Source organism: Pseudomonas sp. FP2335 (assembly GCF_030687535.1).
GTDB lineage: Bacteria > Pseudomonadota > Gammaproteobacteria > Pseudomonadales > Pseudomonadaceae > Aquipseudomonas.
Genome location: NZ_CP117437.1, coordinates 845,859 through 868,719 on the forward strand (window position 1 = coordinate 845,859; position 22,861 = coordinate 868,719).

Here is a 22,861-nt window from a genome sequence, read left to right on the forward strand (position 1 = left end):
GGCGAAATGTTGCAAGATATTTCGCAGGACGGTAGCAATGCAATGTGACGGAACGAAGACAGGAGGTTACGTCAGAAGGTCACAGCAGGCGCAGTGCCAGTTGGCTGCCGGCGCGCAAATACTCCACCTGGGCCGTCAGTGCATCCCTGACGATTGCCTCGCCGGTGTCGGTCAGCTTGGCTTTTTTGGCGTCGATGACACTGGTCTGCAATAGCTGCATCGTCACGTCCATCGCTTTCTGGAAGGCCGTCACGTTGTTGTGCAGGCCAAACTCCTTGATAACGGCCGCCATGCGGCGATCAGCATCGTCGCGCAGGGCCCTGTACTCGACGAACGAAACGTTGTCGTCCTTGTAAATATCGTTGATCAACTCTTCCAGTGATTTGGACAGGGGCGTCATCGGATTTTCCTTGGTGGTTCGTGAGAGGGAAGCCGAGTCAGGTTAATCAAAGGTGCTGGCGAAAGGAGTCAGGGGAGGGCATCGTCTGAAGTAGGACAACCCCACGCGTCTAATCAGAAAGGTGTTGCTTCACGCCACAAGCCAGAAGCCCGCCACTTGAAGTGCGCTGCCAACCTTGCGACTGCGCCCATCGGCAAGGGAATGCAGTTATCTCCATCGATCCATGGGGAAAACAAATACATCTTGCGCGATTGCCATCATCCCGCCCAGCTCATAACCTGCACGCCATTTTGTTTGTCTGCCGAGCCTCACCATGACTGCCATCCTTTCCTCCCAGGCGCAGCGTTTTTCCCGCTCCGACTACAAAACCCTGGGCCTGGCCGCTCTGGGCGGCGCCTTGGAGATCTACGATTTCATCATCTTCGTATTCTTCGCGCTGACCCTCAGCCAACTGTTTTTCCCGCCAGAAATGCCCGAATGGCTGCGCCTGCTGCAAAGTTTCGGAATTTTCGTCACCGGCTACCTGGCGCGTCCGCTGGGCGGCATCTTGATGGCACATTTCGCCGACCACCTGGGACGCAAGCGCGTATTCAGCTTGAGCATCCTGATGATGGCGCTGCCGTGCCTGCTGATCGGGATCATGCCGACCTACGCGCAAATCGGTTATTTCGCACCGCTGATCCTGCTGTTTCTACGGGTGCTCCAAGGTGCCGCCGTGGGCGGCGAAGTGCCCAGTGCCTGGACCTTCGTCGCGGAACACGCGCCGCCCCATCACCGTGGCTACGCGTTGGGCTTTCTGCAAGCCGGGCTGACTTTCGGCTACCTGCTTGGCGCGCTGACCGCCACACTGCTGGCGCAAATATTCACGTCTGCCGAGATCCTCGACTACGCCTGGCGTTTCCCCTTCCTGCTCGGCGGCGTGTTCGGCGTGATCGGGGTGTGGCTACGCCGCTGGCTCAGCGAAACCCCGGTGTTCCTCGAAATGCAGGCCCGCCGCCATGCCGCCGCCGAACTGCCGCTGCGTACCGTGCTGCGTGACCATCGCGCCGTGCTGCTGCCGGCGATGATCCTCACCTGCGTGCTCACCTCCGCCGTGGTCGTCCTCGTCGTCATCACCCCGACCATGATGCAGAAAACCTTCGGCATGAGTCCCAGCCATACCTTTGCATTGAGCGCGCTGGGCATCGTCTTCCTCAACATCGGCTGCGTCCTCGCCGGTCTGCTGGTGGACCGCATCGGTGCCTGGCGCGCAGTGCTGGTCTACAGCCTGCTGCTGCCAGTGGGTATTGCCGTGCTGTATGCCAGCCTGATCAACGGCGGCATCTGGCTCGGCGCGGCGTACGCCGTGGCGGGCTTGAGTTGCGGGGTGGTCGGCGCGGTGCCGTCGGTGATGGTCGGCTTGTTTCCGGCTCCGGTGCGGGTCTCGGGGATCTCCTTTACCTACAACATTGCCTACGCGCTGTGGGCAAGCACCACGCCGCTGCTGTTGATTGCACTGATGCCGACGAGCCCGTGGATTTGCGTGGGCTATTGCCTGGTGATGGGCGCGGTGGGCGTGGGGAGTGTGGCGCTGTTCGGTAAGCGCCACACCTTGGCGAGCTGAGGATCAGGTCAGAAAGTGCCAGAGCAGCAGCGTACCGATCAAACCGACAACGGACACAATCGTCTGCAACACCGACCACACCCAAATCGTCTGTTTCAACTGCAAGCCGAAATACTCACGCACCATCCAGAACCCGGCGTCGTTCACATGGCAAAAGAACACCGAGCCCGCGCCAATCGCCAGCGCTACCAGTGAGCTCTGTGTCGCTGCCAACCCCGCCATCATCGGCGCGAGAATGCCCGCCGTGGTGGTCGTGGCAACCGTCGCCGAGCCGGTGGCCTGACGCAACGCCACGGCGATCAGCCAGGCCAGCAGCAGGTACGGCATGTGCGCACCTTCGGCGACCTTGCTGATGGTCTGGCTCACGCCCGCATCCAGCAAGGTTTGCTTGAGGCCACCGCCGGCGCCGATGGTCAGTAGCAATACGGCGATGGGCGCGAGGGCTTTGCGCAGGGTGTTGCCCACTTCCGCACGGGGCATACCGGCGGCCCAGCCCAGGCAGATCACGGCGGCGATCACCGCGAGGCCGAGGGCGATCAGCGGTTCGCCGAGGAATTTCAGGGCCAGGCCAACGGTACTTTGCGCAGGCAGCGCGACTTTGGCCAAGGTGCTGCCCAGCATCAAAATCACCGGCAACAAAATGATCAGCAATGACACCGCAAAGCCCGGCTGGCGCGGCGCCTTGGGCGGGGCGCTGAAGAGTGCGCCGATGTCGGCCGGCTCATCCACGTGCAGGCGTCTGGACAGCCAGTTGCCGTAGATCGGCCCCGCCAGGATCACTGCCGGCACCGCCAGGCAAAAACCCAGCAACATGGTCAGCCCCAGGTCGGCGTGCAGCGCGCCCACCGCAATCAGCGGCCCTGGATGGGGTGGCATCAGCGCGTGCAGGGTGGTCATGCCCGCCAGTGCCGGGATGGCGATTTTCAGCAGTGGCTGGTTCGAGCGCTTGGCCATCACAAAAATGATCGGCACCATCATTACCAGGCCTACTTCAAAGAACAGCGGCAAGCCAATCACCATCGCCACCAGCGCCATTACCCACGGCAATGACTTGCCCTTGCCCAGCCCGAGCAGGGTGGTGGCGATGCGGTCGGCGGCGCCGGACTCGGCCATCAGCGCGCCAAGCATCGAGCCCAGGGCAATGATGATCCCGGCTTCACCCAGGATCGCCCCCGCGCCTTTGCTGAAGGCCTTGGCGACCTCCTCCGGCGGCAACCCGGCGCCGACCCCGGCAATAAAGGTGCCGATCAGAATCGCGAGGAACGGCGGCAGTTTGGTCGCGCTGATCAGCACGATGATGCTGGCGATGGCCAGCAAGACGCAGAGCATGAGGCGGGTGTCATGAACCATCCACGCGGCAGTCGATAACTCCAAGACGGGACTCCTTATCGAACAGGTTGGGAAAATTGTTTCTTTTTGTTTCATGCTCAAAAAGCATACCTGATCCCGCGCTGATCCAGTGCCCATGTGCCGTTTTGGTGCGACCTGCGGCCCCCGCCCAAAGTGCCAGCCCAGAGCCATTGCTGTCGGATTTGTAATCTTGTCTCCACCGCTCTGATAAGTCGCGAGCGCTACATTCCAGCCGCTTGTACTTCATGGGCGTGGAACTCTCGTTATGCCAATTTCCGTTAAACATCTGCTGGGGGCGACGTTGTTGTGGGTGGCTGCCAATACGGCCCAAGCGCAAACCCTCACCCTCGATTCCGCCTTGCAGAATGCCTTCGCCAACCACCCTGACCTCGCCGCTGCGCAGTGGGACATCGACATCGCCGAGGGCGGCCGCCAGCAGGCCGCGCTGATACCCAACCCCGTGCTTTCCGTGGATGCCGAAGACACCCGCCGTGACACGCGCACCACCAGCGTCAAACTCAGCCAGACCCTGGAGTTGGGCGGCAAGCGCGGCGCGCGTATCGATGTGGCTACTCGTGCTCAGAACGCCGCCGCACTGACTCTGGAACAGCGCCGCAACACCCTGCGCGCCGACGTGATCGACAGTTACTACGGCGCCCTGCGCGCCCAGGAGCGCCTTGACCTCGCGCAGCGCTCCCTGAAGCTGGCCGAACGTGGCCTGGTGGTCGCCAACGGTCGCGTGACGGCGGGCAAAACCTCGCCGGTGGAAGCCACCCGCGCCCAGGTGCAAGTGTCGCAAATCCGCCTCGAATTCAACCGTGCACAGATGGGCCTCAACGATGCCTATCGCCGCCTGGCCGCCAGCACCGGCAGCGCCGTCGTCGATTTCCAGGGTGTCGCCACGCAAAACCTGCCATTGCCTCCCGCCGCCCAGTTGCTGGCGCGCCTTGAACAGACGGCCGAACTGCGCCTGGCCGAATTGCAGATCCTGCACAGCGAAGCCAGCGTCGGCCTGGAAAAAGCCCAGCGCATCCCCGACCTCGACGTGTCGATCGGCAGCCAATACGACGCTGGCGCGCGTGAGCGGGTCAACCTGGTCGGCCTGTCGATGCCGCTCCCGCTGTTCAACCGCAACCAGGGCAACGTGCTCGCTGCCAGTCGTCGCGCCGACCAGGCCCGCGACCTGCGCAACGCCACCGAACTGCGCCTGCGCACCGAAACCCGCCAGGCCCTGGACCTGTGGCAAACCGCCGATAGCGAAGTGCGCACGTTCAACCAGCAGATCCTGCCCGCCGCCCAAAGCGCGGTGGACAGCGCCACCCGTGGTTTCGAGATGGGCAAGTTCAACTTCCTCGATGTCCTCGACGCCCAGCGCACGCTGATTGCCGCTCGCACCCAATACCTCGCCGCCACGGCCCAGGCCACGGAGGCCTGGGTGCGCATCGAACGGATCTACGGCGACCTCACCCGTCTTTGATTTTTCCTGGAGCTTTCTATGAACCACAAACATGGCGTAGCGCTCGCCGTCGCCTTGAGCCTGCTGCTGTGCAGTGTTGCCAAGGCCGCTGAAGAAGAAGGCGAACTTGAACTCACCGAGCAGCAGATCCAGGCCGCCGGCATTCAACTGGCCCAGGCCCAACCGCGCTCGCTCAGCACGCTGCTGACCGTGCCGGCAGAGGTGCGTTTCGACGAGGACCGCACCTCGCACATCGTCCCGCGTACCGCGGGCGTGGTGGAGTCGGTGCAGGTCAACCTCGGCCAGTCGGTAAAAAAGGGTGAGCTGTTGGCCGTGATCGCCAGCCAGCAGATTTCCGACCTGCGCAGTGAACTGGCCGCCAGCCAACGCCGGGTCGAACTGGCCCGCACCACCTTCCAGCGTGAGCGTCAGTTGTGGCAGGACAAAATCTCTGCCGAACAGGACTACCTGCTGGCACGCCAAACCCTACAGGAAGCCGAAATCGCCCTGAACAACGCCCGTCAGAAGATGAGCGCCCTGAGTGGCAGCGCCGTACTCGTCGGAGGAAATCGCTACGAATTGCGCGCGCCATTTGCCGGTGTGGTGGTGGAAAAACACCTCGGCGTCGGTGAGGTGGTCAGCGAAACCAGCAACGCCTTCACCCTGTCGGACCTGTCCCAGGTGTGGGTCACCTTTGGTGTGTTTCCCAAAGACCTGAACAAGGTCCGCGTCGGCAAACCCGTCAAGGTCAGCTCCAGCGAAATGGGCACCGAAGTCCGTGGCACCGTGGCCTACGTCGGTAATCTGCTCGGCGAACAGACGCGCACCGCCACCGTTCGCGTCAGCGTGCCGAACCCCGAAGATGCCTGGCGCCCCGGCTTGTTTGTCAGCGTGCAACTGGCCACCGAGAGCTTCCAGGCGCCGGTCAGCGTGCCCGAGGCGGCGATCCAGACCGTCGAGGACAAACCCTCGGTGTTCGAGCGCACCGAACACGGGTTTGTCACCCGCCATCTTGAACTCGGTGTCAGCGAAAACGGCTACGTCGAAGTGCGAAAAGGCCTGGAAGCCGGTGCGCAAGTGGCGACGGTTGGCAGCTTCATCCTCAAGTCCGAACTGGGCAAGGGCTCCGCCGAGCACGCCCATTGATCCTGCGAGTGATTCCCCATGTTTGAGCGCCTTATCCAATTCGCCATCGAGCAGCGCATCATCGTGCTGTTGGCGGTGCTGTTGATGGCCGGTGTCGGTATCGCCAGCTATCAGAAGCTACCCATCGACGCAGTGCCTGACATCACCAACGTGCAGGTGCAGATCAATTCGGCGGCGGCGGGTTTCTCGCCGCTGGAGACCGAACAGCGCGTCACCTTTCCCATCGAAACCGCCATGGCCGGCCTGCCGGGGTTGCAGCAGACCCGTTCACTGTCGCGCTCCGGGTTGTCCCAGGTAACGGTGATTTTCAAGGACGGCACCGACTTGTTCTTCGCCCGCCAACTGGTCAACGAGCGCCTGCAAGTCGCCCGAGAACAATTGCCGGTTGGCATCGAGACTGCAATGGGGCCGATTTCCACAGGCCTTGGGGAAATTTTCCTATGGACCGTGGAGGCCAAGGACGGCGCACTCAAGGACGACGGCACGCCCTACACGCCAACCGACTTGCGCGTGATCCAGGACTGGATCATCAAGCCACAACTGCGCAACGTGCCGGGCGTGGCCGAGATCAACACCATCGGCGGCTTTGCCAAGGAATACCAGATCGCCCCCGACCCCAAGCGCCTGGCCGCCTACAGCTTGACCTTGAACGACCTGGTCACCGCGCTTGAGCGCAACAACGCCAACGTCGGCGCCGGTTACATCGAGCGCAGCGGCGAGCAACTGCTTATCCGCGCACCGGGGCAGGTGGCGTCGATCGACGACATTGCCAACATTGTCATCACCACGTCGGACGGTACGCCGATTCGTGTGCGAAACGTCGCTGAGGTCGACATCGGCCGTGAGATGCGTACCGGCGCCGCCACCGAAAATGGCCGTGAAGTGGTGTTGGGCACGGTGTTCATGTTGATTGGCGAAAACAGCCGCAGCGTGTCCCAGGCCGTGGCGGAAAAACTCGCACAGATCAACCGATCACTGCCCGAAGGCGTGGTGGCGGTCACGGTGTATGACCGCACCAACCTGGTCGAAAAAGCCATTGCCACTGTCAAGAAAAACCTCTTCGAAGGCGCGCTGCTGGTGGTCGCGGTGCTGTTCCTGTTTCTCGGCAATATCCGTGCGGCGCTGATCACCGCGATGGTGATCCCGCTGGCGATGCTGTTCACCTTTACCGGCATGTTCACCAACAAAGTCAGTGCCAACCTGATGAGCCTCGGTGCGCTGGACTTCGGCATCATCGTCGACGGCGCGGTGGTGATCGTCGAGAACGCGATCCGTCGCCTGGCCCATGCGCAGCAGCGTCACGGCCGCTTGTTGACCCGCAGCGAGCGCCTGCACGAAGTGTTCGCCGCCGCCAAGGAAGCACGGCGGGCGCTGATTTTCGGGCAACTGATTATCATGGTGGTGTACCTGCCGATCTTCGCCCTCACCGGCGTGGCCGGGAAAATGTTCCATCCCATGGCCTTCACCGTGGTGATCGCCTTGCTCGGCGCGATGATCCTGTCGGTGACGTTCGTGCCGGCTGCCATTGCGCTGTTTGTCACCGGCAAGGTCAAGGAAGAAGAAAACCTGGTGATGCGCACTGCACGTCGGGCCTATGCGCCGGTATTGGAGGGGGTGATGGCGCGGCGGCCGCTGGTATTCGGCCTGGCGCTGCTGAGCATCCTCGGCTCCGGGGTGCTGGCCAGCCGCATGGGCAGCGAATTTATCCCCAGCCTCAGCGAAGGTGATTTTGCCCAGCAGGCCCTGCGCGTGCCCGGCACCAGCCTGACGCAATCGGTGCACATGCAGCAGCAACTGGAAACCACCTTGATGGCCCAGGTGCCGGAAATCGAGCGGGTGTTTGCCCGCACCGGCACCGCGGAAATTGCTTCCGACCCGATGCCGCCGAATATTTCCGACAGTTACGTGATGCTCAAGCCGAAGGACCAATGGCCAGACCCGAGCAAATCCCGTGAAACCCTGATTGCCGACATCCAGCGCGCCAGTGCAATTGTGCCGGGCAGCGCGTATGAACTTTCGCAACCGATCCAGCTGCGCTTCAACGAGCTGATTTCCGGAGTGCGCAGTGATGTGGCAGTGAAGGTGTTTGGGGATGACATGGCGGTGCTCAACCAGACCGCCGACGCCATCGCCGATACGCTCAAGGGCCTCGATGGCGCTTCGGAAGTGAAGGTGGAACAGACCTCTGGCCTGCCGGTGCTGACCATTAATATCGACCGCGACAAGGCCGCACGTTTTGGCCTGAATGTCGGTGATGTCCAGGACACCATCGCCGTGGCCGTCGGAGGACGCCAGGCCGGAACCTTGTACGAAGGCGACCGGCGTTTTGCCATGGTCGTACGTTTGTCCGACGCGCTGCGCACCGATATTGACGGCTTGTCGCGACTGTTGATCCCGGTGCCCGCAAACGCATCCGGCCAGTTGGGCTTTATCGCCTTGTCCCAAGTGGCCAGCCTGGACCTGGTGCTCGGCCCCAACCAGATCAGTCGCGAAAACGGCAAGCGCCTGGTGATCGTCAGCGCCAACGTACGCGGGCGTGACATTGGCTCGTTTGTGGCCGCGGCCGAAGCGGCAATCAATGCCAAGGTCAAGGTGCCGGCGGGTTACTGGACCACCTGGGGCGGCCAGTTCGAGCAGTTGAAGGAAGCCTCCGAACGCTTGCGTATCGTGGTGCCGGTGGCGCTGCTGTTGGTGTTCGGGCTGTTGTTCATGATGTTCAACAACCTCAAGGACGGGCTGCTGGTGTTTACCGGGATTCCGTTCGCGCTGACGGGTGGGATCATGGCGCTATGGCTGCGGGATATTCCGCTGTCGATCTCGGCGGGGGTGGGCTTTATCGCGTTGTCCGGGGTGGCGGTGCTCAACGGGCTGGTGATGATTGCGTTCATCCGCAACCTGCGCGAGGAAGGGCGCTCGCTGTCGGTGGCGATCAACGAAGGTGCGTTGACCCGTTTGCGCCCGGTGTTGATGACGGCGCTGGTGGCGTCCCTCGGGTTTATCCCCATGGCGCTTGCCACTGGCACCGGCGCCGAAGTGCAACGGCCGCTGGCGACCGTGGTGATCGGCGGGATTATTTCCTCGACGTTGCTGACCTTGCTGGTGCTGCCGGCGTTGTACCAATGGGCACACCACAAAGAACAAGACTGACGTGTAGTGAGCGGGCTTGCCCCGCGCCGGGCGGCGAGGCCGCCCCAAATCCAGGCACCTCGGTCTCCCTGAAACATCGCGGCGGTCTTATTGGGGCGGCTTCGCCGCCCAGCGTGGGGCAAGCCCGCTCACTACTTAGGCTGGTCGCAGGGGAGGGGGAATATCAGGCGGAACGAGGTGATGCCACCCGGTGGGCTGCGTACCTCGGCTTGGCCCTGGTGCAGGGTCATGATCGAGCGCACGATGGCCAACCCCAGGCCGGTGCCGCCTTCGGTGCGGGCGCGGCTGTTGTCGGCGCGGTAGAAACGCTCGAACAGGTGCGGCAAATGCCGGGCGTCAATGCCCGCGCCGGGGTTGCTGACGGACACGGACACCTGTTGCGCATACGTTTCCACCAGCAGGGCAATGTGCCCACCGCGCGGGCTGTGGCGGATCGCGTTGGACAGCAGGTTGGATAGGGCGCGCTGGATCATCAGGCGATCACCCTGTACCTGGGCATCGCCGCTGAGGGTCAGGTTGAGCTGTTTGTCTTCGGCGCTCAGGGCAAACAATTCCATGACCCGACGGGCTTCATCGGTCAACGACACCGGCACAAACGAGGCACGCGCCGCCGGGTGGCTGACCTGGGCCAGGAACAGCATGTCGGACACGATGCGTGACAAACGCTCCAGCTCCTCGGTGCCGGATTCCAGCGCGGCCTTGTATTCCTCCGACGGCCGTTGGCGTGACAGTGTGACCTGGGCTTTGCCCATCAGGTTGGTCAGGGGCGCGCGCAGTTCGTGGGCCAGGTCGTCGGAGAATTGCGACAGTTGCTGCACGCCCGCGTCCAGGCGGTTGAGCATCACGTTGAAGCCCTGGGCCAGCTCGCGCAGTTCCTGGGGCAGGTTGTCCAGGGCCAGGCGATGGGTCAGGTCCTGGGTGGTGACTTGGGCGGCGACGTGGCTGAACTGCTTCAACGGTGCCAACCCGCGCTGCACCAGCCACCAGGCGCCCATGCCGATCAATAGCAACAACAAGGGCAATGCCACCACCGTGGCGCGCAGGTAGGCGCTGAGCAGGGCCTGGTCGTCCATGCGGTCCAGGGACAGCAGCACGCGCACGCGTTCGCCACTGGCCAGGCGCATCAGGCTGGACGCGCTGAGCACCTGGTTGCCGTCGCTGTCTTCCCAGTTGAGGTAGCCGAGGGTTTCCCGGTGCGGGTAGTCGGTGAGCAGCGGCACCTGGGGCTTGGCACCGACGCTGAGCAGCACACGCTCGTCGGGCGCGGTGCCGACGATGCTCAGGTAGAAGTTATCGTGGCCGACGACCAGGTCCAACAGCGAGTGCGGGCGCGCGCGGATGTCGCGAGCGTCCAGGCCCTGGGCGAGGCTGTGCTGGATCTGTTCCATCTTGCTTTCCAGACCCTTGCGCGCAAGTTTTTCCAGCTCATGGGTCAGGGCCAGGTAAGCCAGGCTGGCCAGCAGCAGCACCAGGCCGGCACCCATCAGGCTGACCGTCAGGCCGAGGCGCATCGACAGGCTGCCGGTCTTCATGGGCGCGCTTCCAGCACGTAGCCGACGCCACGAATGGTGTGGATCAACTTGACCTCGCTCTGGTCATCCACCTTGGCGCGCAGGCGGCTGATGGAGACTTCCACCACATTGGTGTCGCAGTCGAAATTCATGTCCCACACCAGGGAAATAATCTGCGTGCGGGTCATCACTTCGCCGGTCTGGCGCATCAGTACCTGGAGCAGGGCGAACTCTTTGGTGGTCAGGTCGATCCTGCGGTTGCCGCGATAGGCGCGATGGCGGCGCGGGTCGAGTTCCAGGTCCGACACGCAGAACACTTCCGGTTGTGGGATATGTTCACTGCGTCGCAATAACGTACGCACCCGCGCGAGCAATTCGGGAAACTCGAAGGGTTTGACCAGGTAATCATCGGCCCCCATGTCCAGGCCCTTGATCTTGTCATCCAGGCGCCCACGGGCGGTGAGCATCATCACGCGCTGGCTGCCGTCGCGGCGCAGTTGTTCGAGTACTTCCCAGCCATCCTTGCCTGGCAGGTTGACGTCGAGAATCACAAGTTCATAGGCATGCTGCCGGGCCAGGTGCAGGCCGTCGATACCGTTGGCGGCGCAATCGACCACGTAGCCGCTTTCAGTCAGGCCTTGCTGCAAATAAGCGGCGGTTTTTTGCTCGTCCTCAACCACAAGGATACGCATGGGGGGTTTACCTTTTTCGAAAAGAGAAGGGAGTCCATTTCCTTATGGAGGCTGTTGTTGGGGGAGTAGGAAAATTCTGAACCGTGAAGTGACTTCAGGGTCAACTGCGACGTTCTGTCGCAACTAAGTGAGCACGCAAAAAAAACGCCCCAATGGGGCGTTAAAAAATCCATCTCTTTCCAAAGGAGCTACACAAAAGCTTCAGAGATGAATGTGCTCGGTGTTGCAAGTTGAAGCCAGTCTATAAAGTTCAACTTAACGAGAAGGTGAGGCCAATATTACAGTTTTGATAACTGGCTAGTTGTGAACAGATGTTAGTCAAGCGCGAACGAATGTAATGATTCAGAGAATCGCCAGCGGGTATTCGGCAATCAAGCGCACTTCTTCCAGGTCCGACTCGAATGCACTGGAACGCACCGTGGCTTGGCGCAAGCGCAGCGACAGGTCTTTCAAGTTGCCACTTTGCACCACATATTTGGCTTCGATGTCGCGCTCCCAGCGACGCTGATCGGTCAGTGGGTCGCCTGCTGCATCGCGGCGCATATACACCGCGTTGGCGTTGCTGTAGTCGGCGCCGGTGCCTTTGCCGTAGCGGGTCATGAACGACAGGCCGGGAATGCCGAACGGCTGCATGTCCAGGTCGTAGCGCACCATCCACGAACGCTCCTTGGGGGAGTTGAAGTCGCTGTATTGGATCGAGTTGTTGAGGAAGATCGAGTCCGACTGGCGCAGGTAATCGAAGTCGTCATCACCGTTGTTGCGCTGGTGCGACACGGCCACGCTGTGGGCGCCCATCTTCACGCCGAGCCTGGCGCTCCAGATGGTGTTGTCGAACTCACCCAGCCGTTTCTTGCCCTCATCCACCGCCTTGTAATAGTTGAAGTCGCCGAACAGCGAAACCTCATCGTTCAGCGGGTAGTTGGCGGCGCTGCCGAAGTAGTACTGGTCCCAGGCGTCCTTCAAGCGGCTGCTGTACAGGCTCAGGCTCAGGTGTTTGTTGAGTTGGTAATCACCGCCGAAATAGCCGATCCACGGTGAGTCGACCTTGCCCGCATAGAACGTCGCAAAGCCTTTGTCCATGCCGCTCTCGGTGGGTTGGCTCATACCGCTCAAGCGTCCGCCTTGCAGGCTCAGGCCCTCCAGGCTGGTGTTTTGCGCGGTGACGCCACGAAAGCTTTCCGGCAACAGCCGCGAGTCGCCGTACGCCACCACCGGCGTGAGCGGGAACACGTCACCGGCCTTGATCACGGTGTCCAGCACGCGCAATTTTGCGGCGCCGCCGAATTTGCTGTAGTCGGACTCTGGATGGTTGCCGCTGTCCACCGGCAGCACGCCAAACGAGCCCTTGCCGCCGCTGCGGCCGGTGCCCGAGTCGAGCTTGAGGCCGTACATGGCAAACGCGTCCAGGCCAAAACCGAGCGTGCCCTGGGTAAAGCCGGATTCGAACTTGCCAATGAACCCCTGCGCCCAGGCTTCGGAGTAGCCATTGCCGGTAGGGCTGGACTGGCCCTTGCGGTCATCGCGGTTGAAGTAGAAATTGCGTGCCAGCACGTTCACGCTGCTGCCTTCGATAAAACCTTCGGGCTTGTCTTCCACGGCCACGGCGGCCAGGGGCAGCGCCGCAATCAATGAAAAGGGAAGGGTGTAGTAAGCACGGTGCATGTTGCGCTCCTCGGTATTGGCAGTGATCAGCTTCTTATAGAGGTGGGCGTTCTTATTGATTTGGCCCGGGCTGATAGTTGCAAATCACAGATAACAGTGAAGTGGCACGCACATTACAATTTTGGAATCTCACGGTTACCTAACAAATAAGTAATGTTCTGGTGAACGTCGCGTCAGGGTTCGCTCGTTACTCTGGGCACTCAACTTTGAACGAGGAACTTGTGATGAACTTTTATAAACTTGGCCTGGGTGTATTGGCGGCAGTCTTGTCGTTCGGTGCTTTAGCCGAAGGCGGCGGCGACCGGACCTTTGCCTTGATGATGGAGCGCAATGAAAAGGCCATGGCCGATTACGCCGCGCGCAATGGCAAGCCCGCGCCCGAGGTGCAGGTGTATCGCTACGGCATGCCACTGGATATTGCCAAGGTGGTCAGCGTGACGCCGCCGATCAGCGGCTGCCGCCCGGTGCCGTCGCGCATGACCTATGAAGACTCCAGCGGCAAGCTGACGACGCTTGAGTATCAAGTGATGGGCGCGTGCCGCAGCAATGGCGGCTGAGGGGAGCAAAAATATAGTTGGGCCCGGGGCTAAAGGCCTATTAAGAAAACGCCGGCAGGGCCGATGCAGGTCAGATCCTTCTCTCCCATTGACCATCGGTGCCCCATGTTCAACACCCGCCTGAAGCAGGAGCTGTCCGCTCTTCGCGAAGAACTGTCCAGCTTGGAGCAGGTCAAGGAGAGCCTGGAAAGCGAGATGCTGTGCCTGACGCTGGACGCCGCAGGCCGTATTGAATGGGCCAATAGCAACTTCCTGCAAGAGTTGGGTTACCAGAGCACGCAGTTGTTGGGGCGCCCTGTTGAAGAGCTGGTGCCGGCCCATGTGCGCCGGGACGAGTTCCAGCAGCGCTTCAACAACGCCCTGACGCGTGGCGAACACTACGCCGGCACCGTGCGCTTGATGCGCGGTAATGGCGAGGAAGCCTGGCTGCGCTCGATCGTGCAACCGGTGCGCGGTTCGGACGGGCGCATCAAGCATTTTTCGATTTATTCCAGCGACCTCACGCGCACCATCGAGGCGTCGCGCGAGCATGAAAACCTGATTGCCGCGTTGGTGCGTTCCACGGCGGTGATCGAGTTCGACCTCAGTGGCCATGTGCTCACCGCGAATGATCGCTTCCTGGGCGGCATGGGTTACAGCCTGGCGCAGATCAAGGGCAAGCATCACCGCATGTTCTGCGAACCGGAGGAATACAACAGTGCCGAGTACCAGAACTTCTGGAAGCGCCTGAACAACGGTGAGTTTGTGGCCGCGCGCTTCAAGCGGATCGACAGCCATGGCCGCGTGGTGTGGCTGGAGGCGACCTACAACCCGGTGATGGACGCCACCGATCGCTTGTACAAAGTGGTCAAGTTCGCCACGGTGATCACCGATCAGGTCAACCGTGAGCAAGCGGTGTCCGACGCGGCCAACATCGCCTACGGCACCTCGCTGCATACCGATGAAAGCGCCCAGCGTGGCACCAGGGTCGTGACCCAGGCAGTGGACGTGATGCGTGACCTGGCCACGCACATGCAACAGGCCGGCGAAGGCATCGAGGCGCTGAATGCCCAGTCCCAAGTGATCGGCAGTATCGTCAAGACCATCAGTGGCATTGCCGAGCAGACCAACCTGCTGGCGCTTAACGCGGCCATCGAAGCCGCGCGCGCCGGTGAGCAAGGCCGTGGGTTTGCGGTGGTGGCCGATGAAGTGCGGCAATTGGCGTCACGCACCAGCAAGGCCACCGAGGAAATCGTCGGGGTAGTCCGTCAGAACCAGGACATGGCCCGCGACGCGGTGGCGCTGATGACCGACGGTCGCCTGCAAGCCGAGCAAGGCCTGGCCCTGGCGGCTGAAGCGGGCACGGTGATCGTCGAGATCCAAGACGGCGCGCAGAAGGTCGTCAGTGCGGTGGGCCAGTTCGCCAACCAGCTGACCAACTGACCCGTCGGGTTCGTGCTTAAGGTATCGTAGGTTTTTTCTCGTTTGAAGAGCCGACCTTTCATGAGCCCGACCCACCGTCGCCCCGTTCCGCTGTCCAAGGCCTACCGCTTGCTCAACCACGGGCCGACTGTGCTGGTCAGCGCGGCGCATAACGGCCAGCGCAACATCATGGCTGCCGCCTGGGCGATGCCGTTGGATTTCGAACCGCCGAAAGTCGCCGTGGTGCTGGATAAGTCCACCTGGACCCGCCAGTTGCTGGAGGCCAGTGGCACCTTCGTGCTGCAAGTGCCGTGCGTGGCCCAGGCCGATCTCGTACAGACCGTTGGTAACACGACTGGCACCGAGACAGACAAATTCGCTACCTATGGCCTACAGGTGTTCAGCGGTGAACATACCGAGGCGCCGTTGCTGGAAGGTTGTGTCGCCTGGCTGGAATGCCGCCTGCTGCCTGAACCGCACAACCAGGACACCTACGATTTGTTCCTTGGCGAAGTGGTTGCGGCGTATGCCGATACGCGGGTGTTCAGCGACGGCCACTGGCACTTCGACGGCCAGGATTCGTTGCGTACCTTGCATCACATTGCCGGCGGCAACTTCCTGAGCATCGGCGCACCGATTATCGGGCACCAGCTTTAAGCCTTACCAGCGCGCGTTTGCCAGCGCCTCGGCAAACGCCACCAACTTCGGCGAATACTGGCGGGACGGCGGATACACCAGCGAGATGGCCCGGCTGCGCCCGGCGAAGTCCTCCAGGATCGGCACCAGGCGGCCGTCGGCCAGGTCGTCGCGTACGGCAAAATCCATCACCTGGGCGATGCCAAAACCGCCCACGGCGCCGTCCACCAACGCGTCGCCAATGTCAAAGATCAGCCGCCCTTCGACGTTCACGTCCTGCACCTTGCCATCGAGCATGAACTGCCAGTCCACCATGCGCCCGCTGCGCAGGTTGCGTACGGTCAGGCAGTGGTGGTGCTTGAGGTCCTCGACGCGTTGCGGTGTGCCGAAGCGGGCGAGGTACGCGGGGGCGGCCACCGTGACCCAGCGCAGCGGCGCCAGGGCGCGGGCGATCAGGCGTTGGTCCTGGATCTCGCCGGTGCGCAGCAAGGCGTCGAAGCCTTCGTCGACGATGTCCACCAGGCGGTCGGTCATGACCGCTTCGATGCGTAACTCGGGGTAGCGCAGGGTCAACTCGCCAATGACCGGCATCACCACCTTGCGCCCGAACAGCGACGGCGTGCTGATCTTCAGCAGGCCGGAGGGGCTGCCACGGCGGTCGAGCATCAGCTTTTCGGCTTCGGCCAATTCCGCCAGCAACGGCGCGCTGCGTTCGTAGAGCACCTGCCCGTCGGGCGTCAGGCTGACGCTGCGGGTGTTGCGTTGCAGCAGGCGTACGCCCAGCTCGTTTTCCAGGCGCGAGATGGCGCGCGACAGCCCGGACTGAGTCAGCCCCAGGTCCGCGGCCGCACGGGTGAAACTGCGGGTTTCGGCCACGCGGACCAACAGGCGGACAGCGTTCAGATCCATGATTAAAGTCATTACTGAAAGAGAGGTAGCGCTATTTATCATCTATTGCGCATAAAACACACTGGCCGCACTTCATTTTCGGACAGGACGCTGTGATGTCTCCCTCTCAACCCTCCGGCTGGATGCTGATGCTGCTGGCCACTGCTCAACTGATCATCGCCCTCGATGCCACCATCGTGTTTGTCGCGTTGCCGCAGATCGGTGCGCACCTTGCTGGTGTTCGCCCTGGTGCAAGGCCCGGAGTGGGGCTGGACGGCGCCGCCGACCCTCGGTTGCCTGGCCCTGGCCATGGCGTTGCTGGCGATGTTCGCCTGGATCGAACATCGCGGCCGCGACCCGCTGATGCCGCTGCGGCTGCTGGCCTACCGCGAACTGCGCATGGCGATGGTGCTGACAGCGGTGTTCATGAGCAGCTTCGGCGTGCAGTACTACTTCCTCGCGCTGTATTACCAGCAGGTCTATGGCTACAGCGTGTTGCAGACGGGCTTGGCGTTTCTGCCGGCGACCTTGGTGTGCACGTTCGGCATCGGGTTGGCGGAGCGTGCGTTGGCCAGGATCGGCTTGCGTAATACGCTGGTCAGCGGGCAATTGGCAGGGGCTGTGGGGATTGCGCTGGTGTGCTGGGCATTACCGACTGGCGTGGGATTCTGGTCGCTGCTGCCTGGGATTTTCATCTTGAGCATCGGCCAGGGCATGACGTGGACGGCGATGTGGGTGGCGGCGGGGTTGGGCATCCGGCCGGGCGAGCAGGGCGTGGCGGCGGGGATGGCGTCCACCAGCCAGCAGATTGGTGGGGCGCTGGGGCTGGCGGTGTTGGTGTCGGTGGCCAATGTCGGCGGGATCGAGCGGGCGTTGTGGTGGAGTGCGGGGATTGCGTTGGTGGGCGCGGTGGTGGCATTGGGGCTGAAGGATCGCAGCATTGAGCCGAGCTCAATTCTGGAAACAACTTGAAGACCAATGTGGGCGCTGGCTTGCCTGCGATAGCGGCCGGTCAGCCGACATGTGCAGTGACTGACACTCGGCCATCGCAGGCAAGCCAGCCCCACATTGATGGCATTGCAAATCAGGTTTTTTCAGCGCCCGAGCATCTTCACCCAGCGCGATGGCGGCATGCCGTAGGTGCTGCGAAATTGCCGGGTCATATGGCTTTGGTCGGTGAACCCGGCAGTCATCGCCGCATTCACCAGCGATTGCCCCTGTGCCAGCAGGCTGCGTACCAGGTCCAGGCGGCGCATGGTCAGGTAACGGTAGGGGCTGGTGCCGAACAACAAGCGAAAATCCCGCGACAACGCCCAGCGGTCACGCCCGACGTGCTCGGCCATTTCATCCAGGGTGATGCTGCGGCCCAGGGCGCTGTGGATGAATTCCCGCGCGCGTTCGGCGGCGACGTAGTCGAAGCTCTTGCGGCTGGTGATCACCCCGGACGCCTCGCTCAGGGCTTGCGCCAGGTCATACATCGCGTCCTGTTCCTGCAGCGGATCAATCGGGCAGTCCAGGCTTTGCAGCAGTACTTCGCTGGCGCGGAACAGGCGCGGGTCGGTGGTATGGCCAAAGGGAATGAATGGCAACGGCTTGCCGCCGAGGATCTGCTGGATCAGCGCCGGCTCCACGTAAATCATCCGGTACTTGAAGCCCTCCTCGCTGCTGGCGCGGCCGTCGTGGGTTTCGTCAGGATGAATCACCATGGTCGTGCCGGGCAGGCTGTGGGTCATACAGCCGCGATAGTGAAAGCTCTGCACGCCGAACAACGTACGGCCGATGGCGTAAGTGTCATGGCGATGCGGGTCGAACGCGAAGCCGGCAAAGTACGCCTCGATACGGTCCATGCCGCTGGCGTGCGGGGCGCGGTGCATCCAGTCGAGAGGGGAAATTGGATTGCCCATGGTGGCTTGTCACAAATTGAGGTGGAAACACGTTAGCCGAGTCTGCGCTCCCTGTCTGCCGAGGTCTTGTACGATTGTGCAGGGTAACGGCGAGGTCTATGATCGCCGTTCGCACCCTGCGCAGATGGAGTTGCCTCCCATGGACTTTTTCAACCCCGCCTATGCGGCACCGCTGGTCTCTCTGGCGCTGTTGTGGACCGTGGCCGTGGTGACACCAGGCCCCAACTTCTTCAATGCCGCGCAGTTGGCCGCCAGTTGCTCGCGCCGCCATGGCGTGGTGGCATCGGCCGGTGTGGCCACGGGCACCATCATGTGGGGGCTGGCCGGTGGCCTGGGGATCAAGTCGCTGTTTACTGCCGCTCCGATGCTGTACCTGGCCTTCAAGATTATCGGCGGTTGCTACCTCATCTACCTTGGGCTGAAACTGTTCAAGCGCTCGGCGCCGACCATGGCGCAGAGCTTGCTGGCGGATGAGCCGCGGCGCTCGTTGTTCTGCGCGTGGCGCCTGGGTTTGCTGGGTAACCTGTCCAATCCCAAGGCCGCGCTGTTTGTCGCCACCATTTTCGCTTCCACCATGCCACCTTCGCCGTCGCCGATGCTATTGACCCTGGCGGTGATGACCATGGCCACCTTGTCCTTCAGTTGGTATTCCTGCGTCGCCCTGGTGTTTTCCAGCCAGCGTATGGCCAACCTGTACAGCCGTTCGCGCAAGTGGCTGGACCGTTTTGCCGGCAGTTGCTACCTGTTGTTCGGCGCACACCTGGTAGCGAATCGCTGACGGCCCGTGGTAAGAAGCCTTACTTTCAACCGTGAGGCCGAGTCATGAGCAAGCTGCGTGTAGGGATTATTTTTGGTGGGCGTTCGACCGAGCACGAGGTCTCGCTGCAGTCGGCGCGCAATATCGTCGATGCCCTCGACCGCACGCGCTTCGAGCCGGTGCTGATCGGCATCGACAAGGCCGGTCACTGGCACCTCAACGACACCTCGAACTTCCTGATCAATGGGGAAGACCCAGCGCTGATCGCGCTCAACCAGTCCAACCGCGAGCTGGCGGTGGTGCCAGGCAAAGCCAGCCAACAACTGGTGGAAACCTCCGGCGGCGGTCTGCTGGCTCATGTCGATGTGATATTCCCGATCGTCCACGGCAGCCTGGGTGAAGACGGCTGCCTGCAAGGCTTGCTGCGTATGGCCGACCTGCCTTTCGTCGGCTCCGACGTGCTCGGTTCGGCGGTGTGCATGGACAAGGACATCAGCAAACGCTTGCTTCGCGATGCCGGGATTGCCGTCACACCGTTCATCACCCTGACCCGGCGTAACGCAGCCCGCACAAGCTTTGAAGCGGCCGTGGGCAAGCTCGGCCTGCCGATGTTCGTCAAGCCGGCCAACCAGGGCTCGTCGGTCGGCGTGAGCAAAGTCGCTGACGCAGCCGAGTACCACGCCGCCGTTGAGCTGGCGTTGGGTTTTGATGAAAAAGTGTTGGTGGAGTCTGCGGTGCGGGGGCGCGAAATCGAATGCGCCGTGCTGGGCAACGACGATCCCATCGCCAGCGGTTGCGGTGAAATCGTGGTGAGCAGTGGTTTCTATTCCTACGACAGCAAATACATCGACGCCCAGGCCGCTCAGGTCGTAGTGCCGGCGGCGATCAGCGCCGAGGCCAGCGAACGCATTCGCCGCCTGGCCCTGGAGGCATTTGAAGTCTTGGGCTGCTCCGGCCTGGCGCGCGTCGACGTGTTCCTGACCGACGACGGCGAAGTGCTGATCAACGAAATCAACTCACTGCCCGGCTTCACCCGCATCAGCATGTACCCCAAGCTGTGGCAGGCGACGGGGATGAGTTACAGCGAGTTGGTGAGCCGGTTGATTGAGTTGGCGTTGGAGCGGCATGTGGGGCGCAGGGGGTTGAAGATCAGTCGGTGATCGCTCTACGAGCAATCCACGAATACAGCAGGGTCTTGGGCTCGTCCGGGTGGTGCGTCCTGCGCCGATAGCTGGCAAACGCTGGCGAGGTGCAGTAGGTGCACACTGCGCTGACTTCGATCTGCTCGCGCCGAATGCCCGCTGCTTGCAACAGCATCACGCCGTACCCGCTGAGGTCGAACCAGGCGCTGCCCGTTTGTTGCGCCTGGGGCGGCGCAATTTGCGCTGGCAGCAGCGGCGCAGGTTGCACAACGCTCCACGGCGCCGGAGTGTCCGGCCACAGGTGTCCCTGATCTGCCTGGAGCTGCCCGATAAACCCTTCGCTCACTTCATAGCAGCACGGTTTGATCGACGGCCCGATTGCCACCAGCAACTGCTCGGCGGCAATCCCTTCCTCGGCAAAGCGCTGCACGGCATTGGCGATGACTCCCGCTTGCAGCCCCTTCCAGCCGCCATGCACCGCCGCCACGCTTGCGGCGTTTTTTGCGGCGATGAGAATCGGCAGGCAGTCGGCGGTGATCACCGCGATCGGTTGCCGCTCGCCGGTGAACACCCCGTCGGCCGGAACCGTGTTGCTCTGCTGATCCGCCTCCCACTCAATCACCGTTGCACTGTGCACCTGCTTGCAGATGAACACGTCATCCGGGCGCAGTGGGTCGTTGATCGTACAAAAACCGTGATCGACGCCGGGGAGAGCGCCGAGATTGTCTGCTTGCTGCATGGGGTGCTCTCCGTCGATTGAATGTTCAGTCGCCCAGGGCTTGGCCTTCACGCCGCGGGTCGGCGCCGCCGCTCAATGACACCTTGCCCTGGGCATCCCGCGTGCGCACGATGGCCTGGATGCCGCTGGTCATGTCGATTTCATTCAGCGCGTGATCTTTGTCCTTCAACGCCTGTTTCAACGCCGGGCTGAACAAGCCGGCTTCCAACTCGGTGGCGCCGTTGCGACTGCCGAAGTTGGGCAGGTTGATGGCGGCTTGTGGGTCGAGTTTCCAGTCGAGCATGGCCACCAGGGACTTGCTCACGTACTCGATGATCTGCGAGCCGCCCGGTGAACCCATCGTGACCAGCAACTCGCCGCTGTTGCGGTCGAACACCAACGTCGGGGCCATCGCCGAGCGCGGGCGTTTGCCTGGTTCGACGCGGTTGGCGACTGGCTGGCCGTGTTCTTCGGGGATGAACGAGAAATCGGTCATCTGGTTGTTGAGCAAAAAGCCCTGGACCATCAGGTGCGAACCGAACGCCGCCTCGACGGTGGTGGTCATCGACACGGCGCCGCCGCGGTCATCCACCGCCACCACTTGCGACGTGGAAATACGCAATGGCGAGCGGTCCGGTGCGTACGCCACCTGGATGCCCGCAGGCTGGCCCGGCTTGGCGATGCCCATGCTGCGCTCACCGATCAGCGCGGCGCGCCTGGCCAGGTAGTCCGGGGCGACGAGACCGGCGACCGGCACGGGGACGAAATCCGCATCGGCCACGTACAGCCCGCGATCGGCGAAGGCCAGGCGGCCCGCTTCGGCGAGCAGGTGCACGGCTTCAGGCACAGGTTCCAGGCCAGCGGGGGAAGCGCTCTTCAGCGGTTTCATCGATGCGATTGCCAGTGGCGGGTCGCGGCTTTCCAGGGCTTGCAGCGTGCCCAGGATTTGCGCGATGGCAATCCCGCCCGACGACGGTGGCGGCATGCCGCAGACTCTCCACTGTTTGTAGTCGGTACACAGCGGCGTACGTTCCTTGGCGGAGTAGCCCTTGAGGTCAGCTTGGGACAGGCTTCCCGCGTTGCGATGGCCTTGCACCTTGCGGGCAATTTCAGCGGCAATCGGCCCGTGATACAACGCGTCTGGCCCTTCGTTGGCGATGCGTTTGAGTACGGCGGCCAGCGCCGGATTTTTCAAGCGTGTGCCGGTGGCCTTTGGCGTGCCATCGGCATTCAAGAAGTAAGCCGCCATGTCGGGGGACTGGGGGATATAACGGTCGGCGGCAATCAGCGCGTGCAGGCGCGGGGAAATCGCGAAACCCTGTTCCGACAGGCGGATCGCCGGTTCGAACAGCGTGGCCCAGGGCAAATGCCCGCTGTCTTTGTGTGCCCGTTCCAGCGCACGCAGCACCCCCGGCGTGCCGACCGAACGTCCGCCGATCTGCGCCTCGGCAAACCCCATCGGCGTACCGTCGGGGCGCAGGAACAAACGCTCCCTCGCCCCGGCCGGTGCGGTTTCGCGGCCGTCGTAGGCGCGCACGTTCTTGCCATCCCACAGCATGATGAACGCACCGCCGCCGATGCCCGACGACTGCGGTTCCACCAAGGTCAACACGGCTTGCATCGCAATCGCCGCATCAATTGCCGAACCGCCCTGGCGCAACATCTGGCGCCCGGCTTCGGCGGCCAGTGGGTTGGCGGCCGCTGCCATATGACGCTCGGCATGGCGGGTGGCGAGGTCGGTACGGTAGCCCGAGCCCAGCTCCGGTGCCGGTGGTTGATCGGTGACCGGGGTATGGCAGGCTGCCAGGGCGAGGGTTGCCACCATGACCGACAACTGCCGGCGGGAAATCGAAAGCACGCGTTGAACTCCGTTCATTTTGAGAATGATCTG

At 62.5% G+C, this 22,861-nt stretch carries 17 protein-coding genes and 3 pseudogenes; 11 read left to right on the forward strand and 9 right to left on the reverse strand.

The window, feature by feature from the left end; genetic code table 11:
• Positions 1-79: 79 nt before the first annotated feature.
• Positions 80-400 carry a hypothetical protein gene (locus PSH81_RS03515; protein WP_226456587.1) on the reverse strand — a complete coding sequence of 107 codons (321 nt, stop codon included), beginning with the start codon at positions 398-400 and terminating at the stop codon, positions 80-82.
• Positions 401-713: 313 nt separating this feature from the next.
• Here PSH81_RS03515 and PSH81_RS03520 point away from each other — a divergent pair, with 313 nt between their 5' ends.
• Positions 714-2,003, forward strand: a complete 1,290-nt coding sequence (locus PSH81_RS03520) for an MFS transporter (protein ID WP_305392019.1) — start codon at positions 714-716, stop codon at positions 2,001-2,003.
• A gap of 3 nt (positions 2,004-2,006) precedes the next feature.
• On the opposite strand, the gene PSH81_RS03525 is transcribed toward PSH81_RS03520, so the two are convergent.
• Entirely contained in the window at positions 2,007-3,377 is a 1,371-nt protein-coding gene (locus tag PSH81_RS03525; RefSeq protein WP_226456584.1) for a gluconate:H+ symporter, read from the reverse strand.
• A gap of 241 nt (positions 3,378-3,618) precedes the next feature.
• Here PSH81_RS03525 and PSH81_RS03530 point away from each other — a divergent pair, with 241 nt between their 5' ends.
• Genes PSH81_RS03530 through PSH81_RS03540 form a run of 3 tightly spaced genes read left to right on the forward strand, consistent with a single transcriptional unit; the run spans position 3,619 to position 9,102 of the window.
• Entirely contained in the window at positions 3,619-4,830 is a 1,212-nt protein-coding gene (locus PSH81_RS03530; RefSeq protein WP_305392020.1) for a TolC family protein, read from the forward strand.
• 18 nt (positions 4,831-4,848) lie between these two features.
• On the forward strand, positions 4,849-5,955 hold the full coding sequence (locus tag PSH81_RS03535; RefSeq protein WP_226456581.1) for an efflux RND transporter periplasmic adaptor subunit: 1,107 nt from the start codon (positions 4,849-4,851) through the stop codon (positions 5,953-5,955).
• An 18-nt stretch (positions 5,956-5,973) separates the two neighbouring features.
• Positions 5,974-9,102 carry a CusA/CzcA family heavy metal efflux RND transporter gene (locus PSH81_RS03540; protein ID WP_226456579.1) on the forward strand — a complete coding sequence of 1,043 codons (3,129 nt, stop codon included), beginning with the start codon at positions 5,974-5,976 and terminating at the stop codon, positions 9,100-9,102.
• Between the two features lie 131 nt (positions 9,103-9,233).
• Here PSH81_RS03540 and PSH81_RS03545 read toward each other — a convergent pair whose 3' ends face one another.
• The 3 genes from PSH81_RS03545 to PSH81_RS03555 form a co-directional block, all read right to left on the reverse strand.
• The gene (locus tag PSH81_RS03545; protein ID WP_305392021.1) at positions 9,234-10,634 is read right to left on the reverse strand and encodes a heavy metal sensor histidine kinase; all 1,401 of its coding nucleotides are present in this window, start codon (positions 10,632-10,634) and stop codon (positions 9,234-9,236) included.
• On the reverse strand, positions 10,631-11,305 hold the full coding sequence (locus PSH81_RS03550) for a heavy metal response regulator transcription factor (RefSeq protein ID WP_192297818.1): 675 nt from the start codon (positions 11,303-11,305) through the stop codon (positions 10,631-10,633). Before PSH81_RS03550 ends, PSH81_RS03545 begins: the two co-directional genes overlap by 4 nt.
• 342 nt (positions 11,306-11,647) lie before the next feature.
• Entirely contained in the window at positions 11,648-12,967 is a 1,320-nt protein-coding gene (locus tag PSH81_RS03555) for an OprD family porin (protein ID WP_305392022.1), read from the reverse strand.
• A gap of 224 nt (positions 12,968-13,191) precedes the next feature.
• Here PSH81_RS03555 and PSH81_RS03560 point away from each other — a divergent pair, with 224 nt between their 5' ends.
• The 4 genes and pseudogenes from PSH81_RS03560 to PSH81_RS03570 all read left to right on the forward strand — a co-directional run bounded on the left by PSH81_RS03560 (position 13,192) and on the right by PSH81_RS03570 (position 15,582).
• Complete coding sequence (locus tag PSH81_RS03560) at positions 13,192-13,524, forward strand: DUF2790 domain-containing protein (protein WP_192297816.1); 333 nt, start codon at positions 13,192-13,194, stop codon at positions 13,522-13,524.
• 195 nt (positions 13,525-13,719) lie between these two features.
• Positions 13,720-14,358: pseudogene (locus PSH81_RS27435) on the forward strand (PAS domain-containing protein); the annotation flags it as partial.
• A 159-nt stretch (positions 14,359-14,517) separates the two neighbouring features.
• Positions 14,518-14,946: pseudogene (locus tag PSH81_RS27440) on the forward strand (methyl-accepting chemotaxis protein); the annotation flags it as partial.
• Positions 14,947-15,006: 60 nt separating this feature from the next.
• The gene (locus tag PSH81_RS03570) at positions 15,007-15,582 is read left to right on the forward strand and encodes a flavin reductase family protein (RefSeq protein WP_305392023.1); all 576 of its coding nucleotides are present in this window, start codon (positions 15,007-15,009) and stop codon (positions 15,580-15,582) included.
• A gap of 3 nt (positions 15,583-15,585) precedes the next feature.
• Here PSH81_RS03570 and PSH81_RS03575 read toward each other — a convergent pair whose 3' ends face one another.
• The gene (locus PSH81_RS03575) at positions 15,586-16,470 is read right to left on the reverse strand and encodes a LysR family transcriptional regulator (protein WP_305392024.1); all 885 of its coding nucleotides are present in this window, start codon (positions 16,468-16,470) and stop codon (positions 15,586-15,588) included.
• A 207-nt stretch (positions 16,471-16,677) separates the two neighbouring features.
• Here PSH81_RS03575 and PSH81_RS03580 point away from each other — a divergent pair.
• Positions 16,678-17,421: pseudogene (locus PSH81_RS03580) on the forward strand (MFS transporter); the annotation flags it as partial.
• Between the two features lie 122 nt (positions 17,422-17,543).
• Here PSH81_RS03580 and PSH81_RS03585 read toward each other — a convergent pair.
• On the reverse strand, positions 17,544-18,353 hold the full coding sequence (locus PSH81_RS03585; RefSeq protein ID WP_226456572.1) for an AraC family transcriptional regulator: 810 nt from the start codon (positions 18,351-18,353) through the stop codon (positions 17,544-17,546).
• A 139-nt stretch (positions 18,354-18,492) separates the two neighbouring features.
• Here PSH81_RS03585 and PSH81_RS03590 point away from each other — a divergent pair, with 139 nt between their 5' ends.
• Positions 18,493-19,131 (forward strand): LysE family transporter, encoded by a 639-nt coding sequence (locus tag PSH81_RS03590; RefSeq protein ID WP_305392025.1) that lies wholly within the window; start codon positions 18,493-18,495, stop codon positions 19,129-19,131.
• A 44-nt stretch (positions 19,132-19,175) separates the two neighbouring features.
• Positions 19,176-20,270 carry a D-alanine--D-alanine ligase gene (ddlA, locus tag PSH81_RS03595; RefSeq protein WP_305392026.1) on the forward strand — a complete coding sequence of 365 codons (1,095 nt, stop codon included), beginning with the start codon at positions 19,176-19,178 and terminating at the stop codon, positions 20,268-20,270.
• Here ddlA and PSH81_RS03600 read toward each other — a convergent pair.
• On the reverse strand, positions 20,260-20,991 hold the full coding sequence (locus PSH81_RS03600; protein WP_305392027.1) for a polyphenol oxidase family protein: 732 nt from the start codon (positions 20,989-20,991) through the stop codon (positions 20,260-20,262). The genes ddlA and PSH81_RS03600 overlap by 11 nt on opposite strands.
• A 25-nt stretch (positions 20,992-21,016) precedes the next feature.
• The gene (locus PSH81_RS03605; protein ID WP_370694881.1) at positions 21,017-22,828 is read right to left on the reverse strand and encodes a gamma-glutamyltransferase family protein; all 1,812 of its coding nucleotides are present in this window, start codon (positions 22,826-22,828) and stop codon (positions 21,017-21,019) included.
• Between the last annotated feature and the right edge of the window lie 33 nt (positions 22,829-22,861).

Excerpts from the sequence above, each read along its gene's own strand:
- PSH81_RS03515 (WP_226456587.1), bottom strand. The coding sequence starts at position 400 with ATGACGCCCCTGTCCAAATCACTGGAAGAGTTGATCAACGATATTTAC.
- PSH81_RS03520 (WP_305392019.1), top strand. The coding sequence starts at position 714 with ATGACTGCCATCCTTTCCTCCCAGGCGCAGCGTTTTTCCCGCTCCGAC.
- PSH81_RS03530 (WP_305392020.1), top strand. The coding sequence starts at position 3,619 with ATGCCAATTTCCGTTAAACATCTGCTGGGGGCGACGTTGTTGTGGGTG.
- PSH81_RS03535 (WP_226456581.1), top strand. The coding sequence starts at position 4,849 with ATGAACCACAAACATGGCGTAGCGCTCGCCGTCGCCTTGAGCCTGCTG.
- PSH81_RS03540 (WP_226456579.1), top strand. The coding sequence starts at position 5,974 with ATGTTTGAGCGCCTTATCCAATTCGCCATCGAGCAGCGCATCATCGTG.
- PSH81_RS03545 (WP_305392021.1), bottom strand. The coding sequence starts at position 10,634 with ATGAAGACCGGCAGCCTGTCGATGCGCCTCGGCCTGACGGTCAGCCTG.
- PSH81_RS03550 (WP_192297818.1), bottom strand. The coding sequence starts at position 11,305 with ATGCGTATCCTTGTGGTTGAGGACGAGCAAAAAACCGCCGCTTATTTG.
- PSH81_RS03555 (WP_305392022.1), bottom strand. The coding sequence starts at position 12,967 with ATGCACCGTGCTTACTACACCCTTCCCTTTTCATTGATTGCGGCGCTG.
- PSH81_RS03560 (WP_192297816.1), top strand. The coding sequence starts at position 13,192 with ATGAACTTTTATAAACTTGGCCTGGGTGTATTGGCGGCAGTCTTGTCG.
- PSH81_RS03570 (WP_305392023.1), top strand. The coding sequence starts at position 15,007 with ATGAGCCCGACCCACCGTCGCCCCGTTCCGCTGTCCAAGGCCTACCGC.
- PSH81_RS03575 (WP_305392024.1), bottom strand. The coding sequence starts at position 16,470 with ATGGATCTGAACGCTGTCCGCCTGTTGGTCCGCGTGGCCGAAACCCGC.
- PSH81_RS03585 (WP_226456572.1), bottom strand. The coding sequence starts at position 18,353 with ATGGGCAATCCAATTTCCCCTCTCGACTGGATGCACCGCGCCCCGCAC.
- PSH81_RS03590 (WP_305392025.1), top strand. The coding sequence starts at position 18,493 with ATGGACTTTTTCAACCCCGCCTATGCGGCACCGCTGGTCTCTCTGGCG.
- ddlA (WP_305392026.1), top strand. The coding sequence starts at position 19,176 with ATGAGCAAGCTGCGTGTAGGGATTATTTTTGGTGGGCGTTCGACCGAG.
- PSH81_RS03600 (WP_305392027.1), bottom strand. The coding sequence starts at position 20,991 with ATGCAGCAAGCAGACAATCTCGGCGCTCTCCCCGGCGTCGATCACGGT.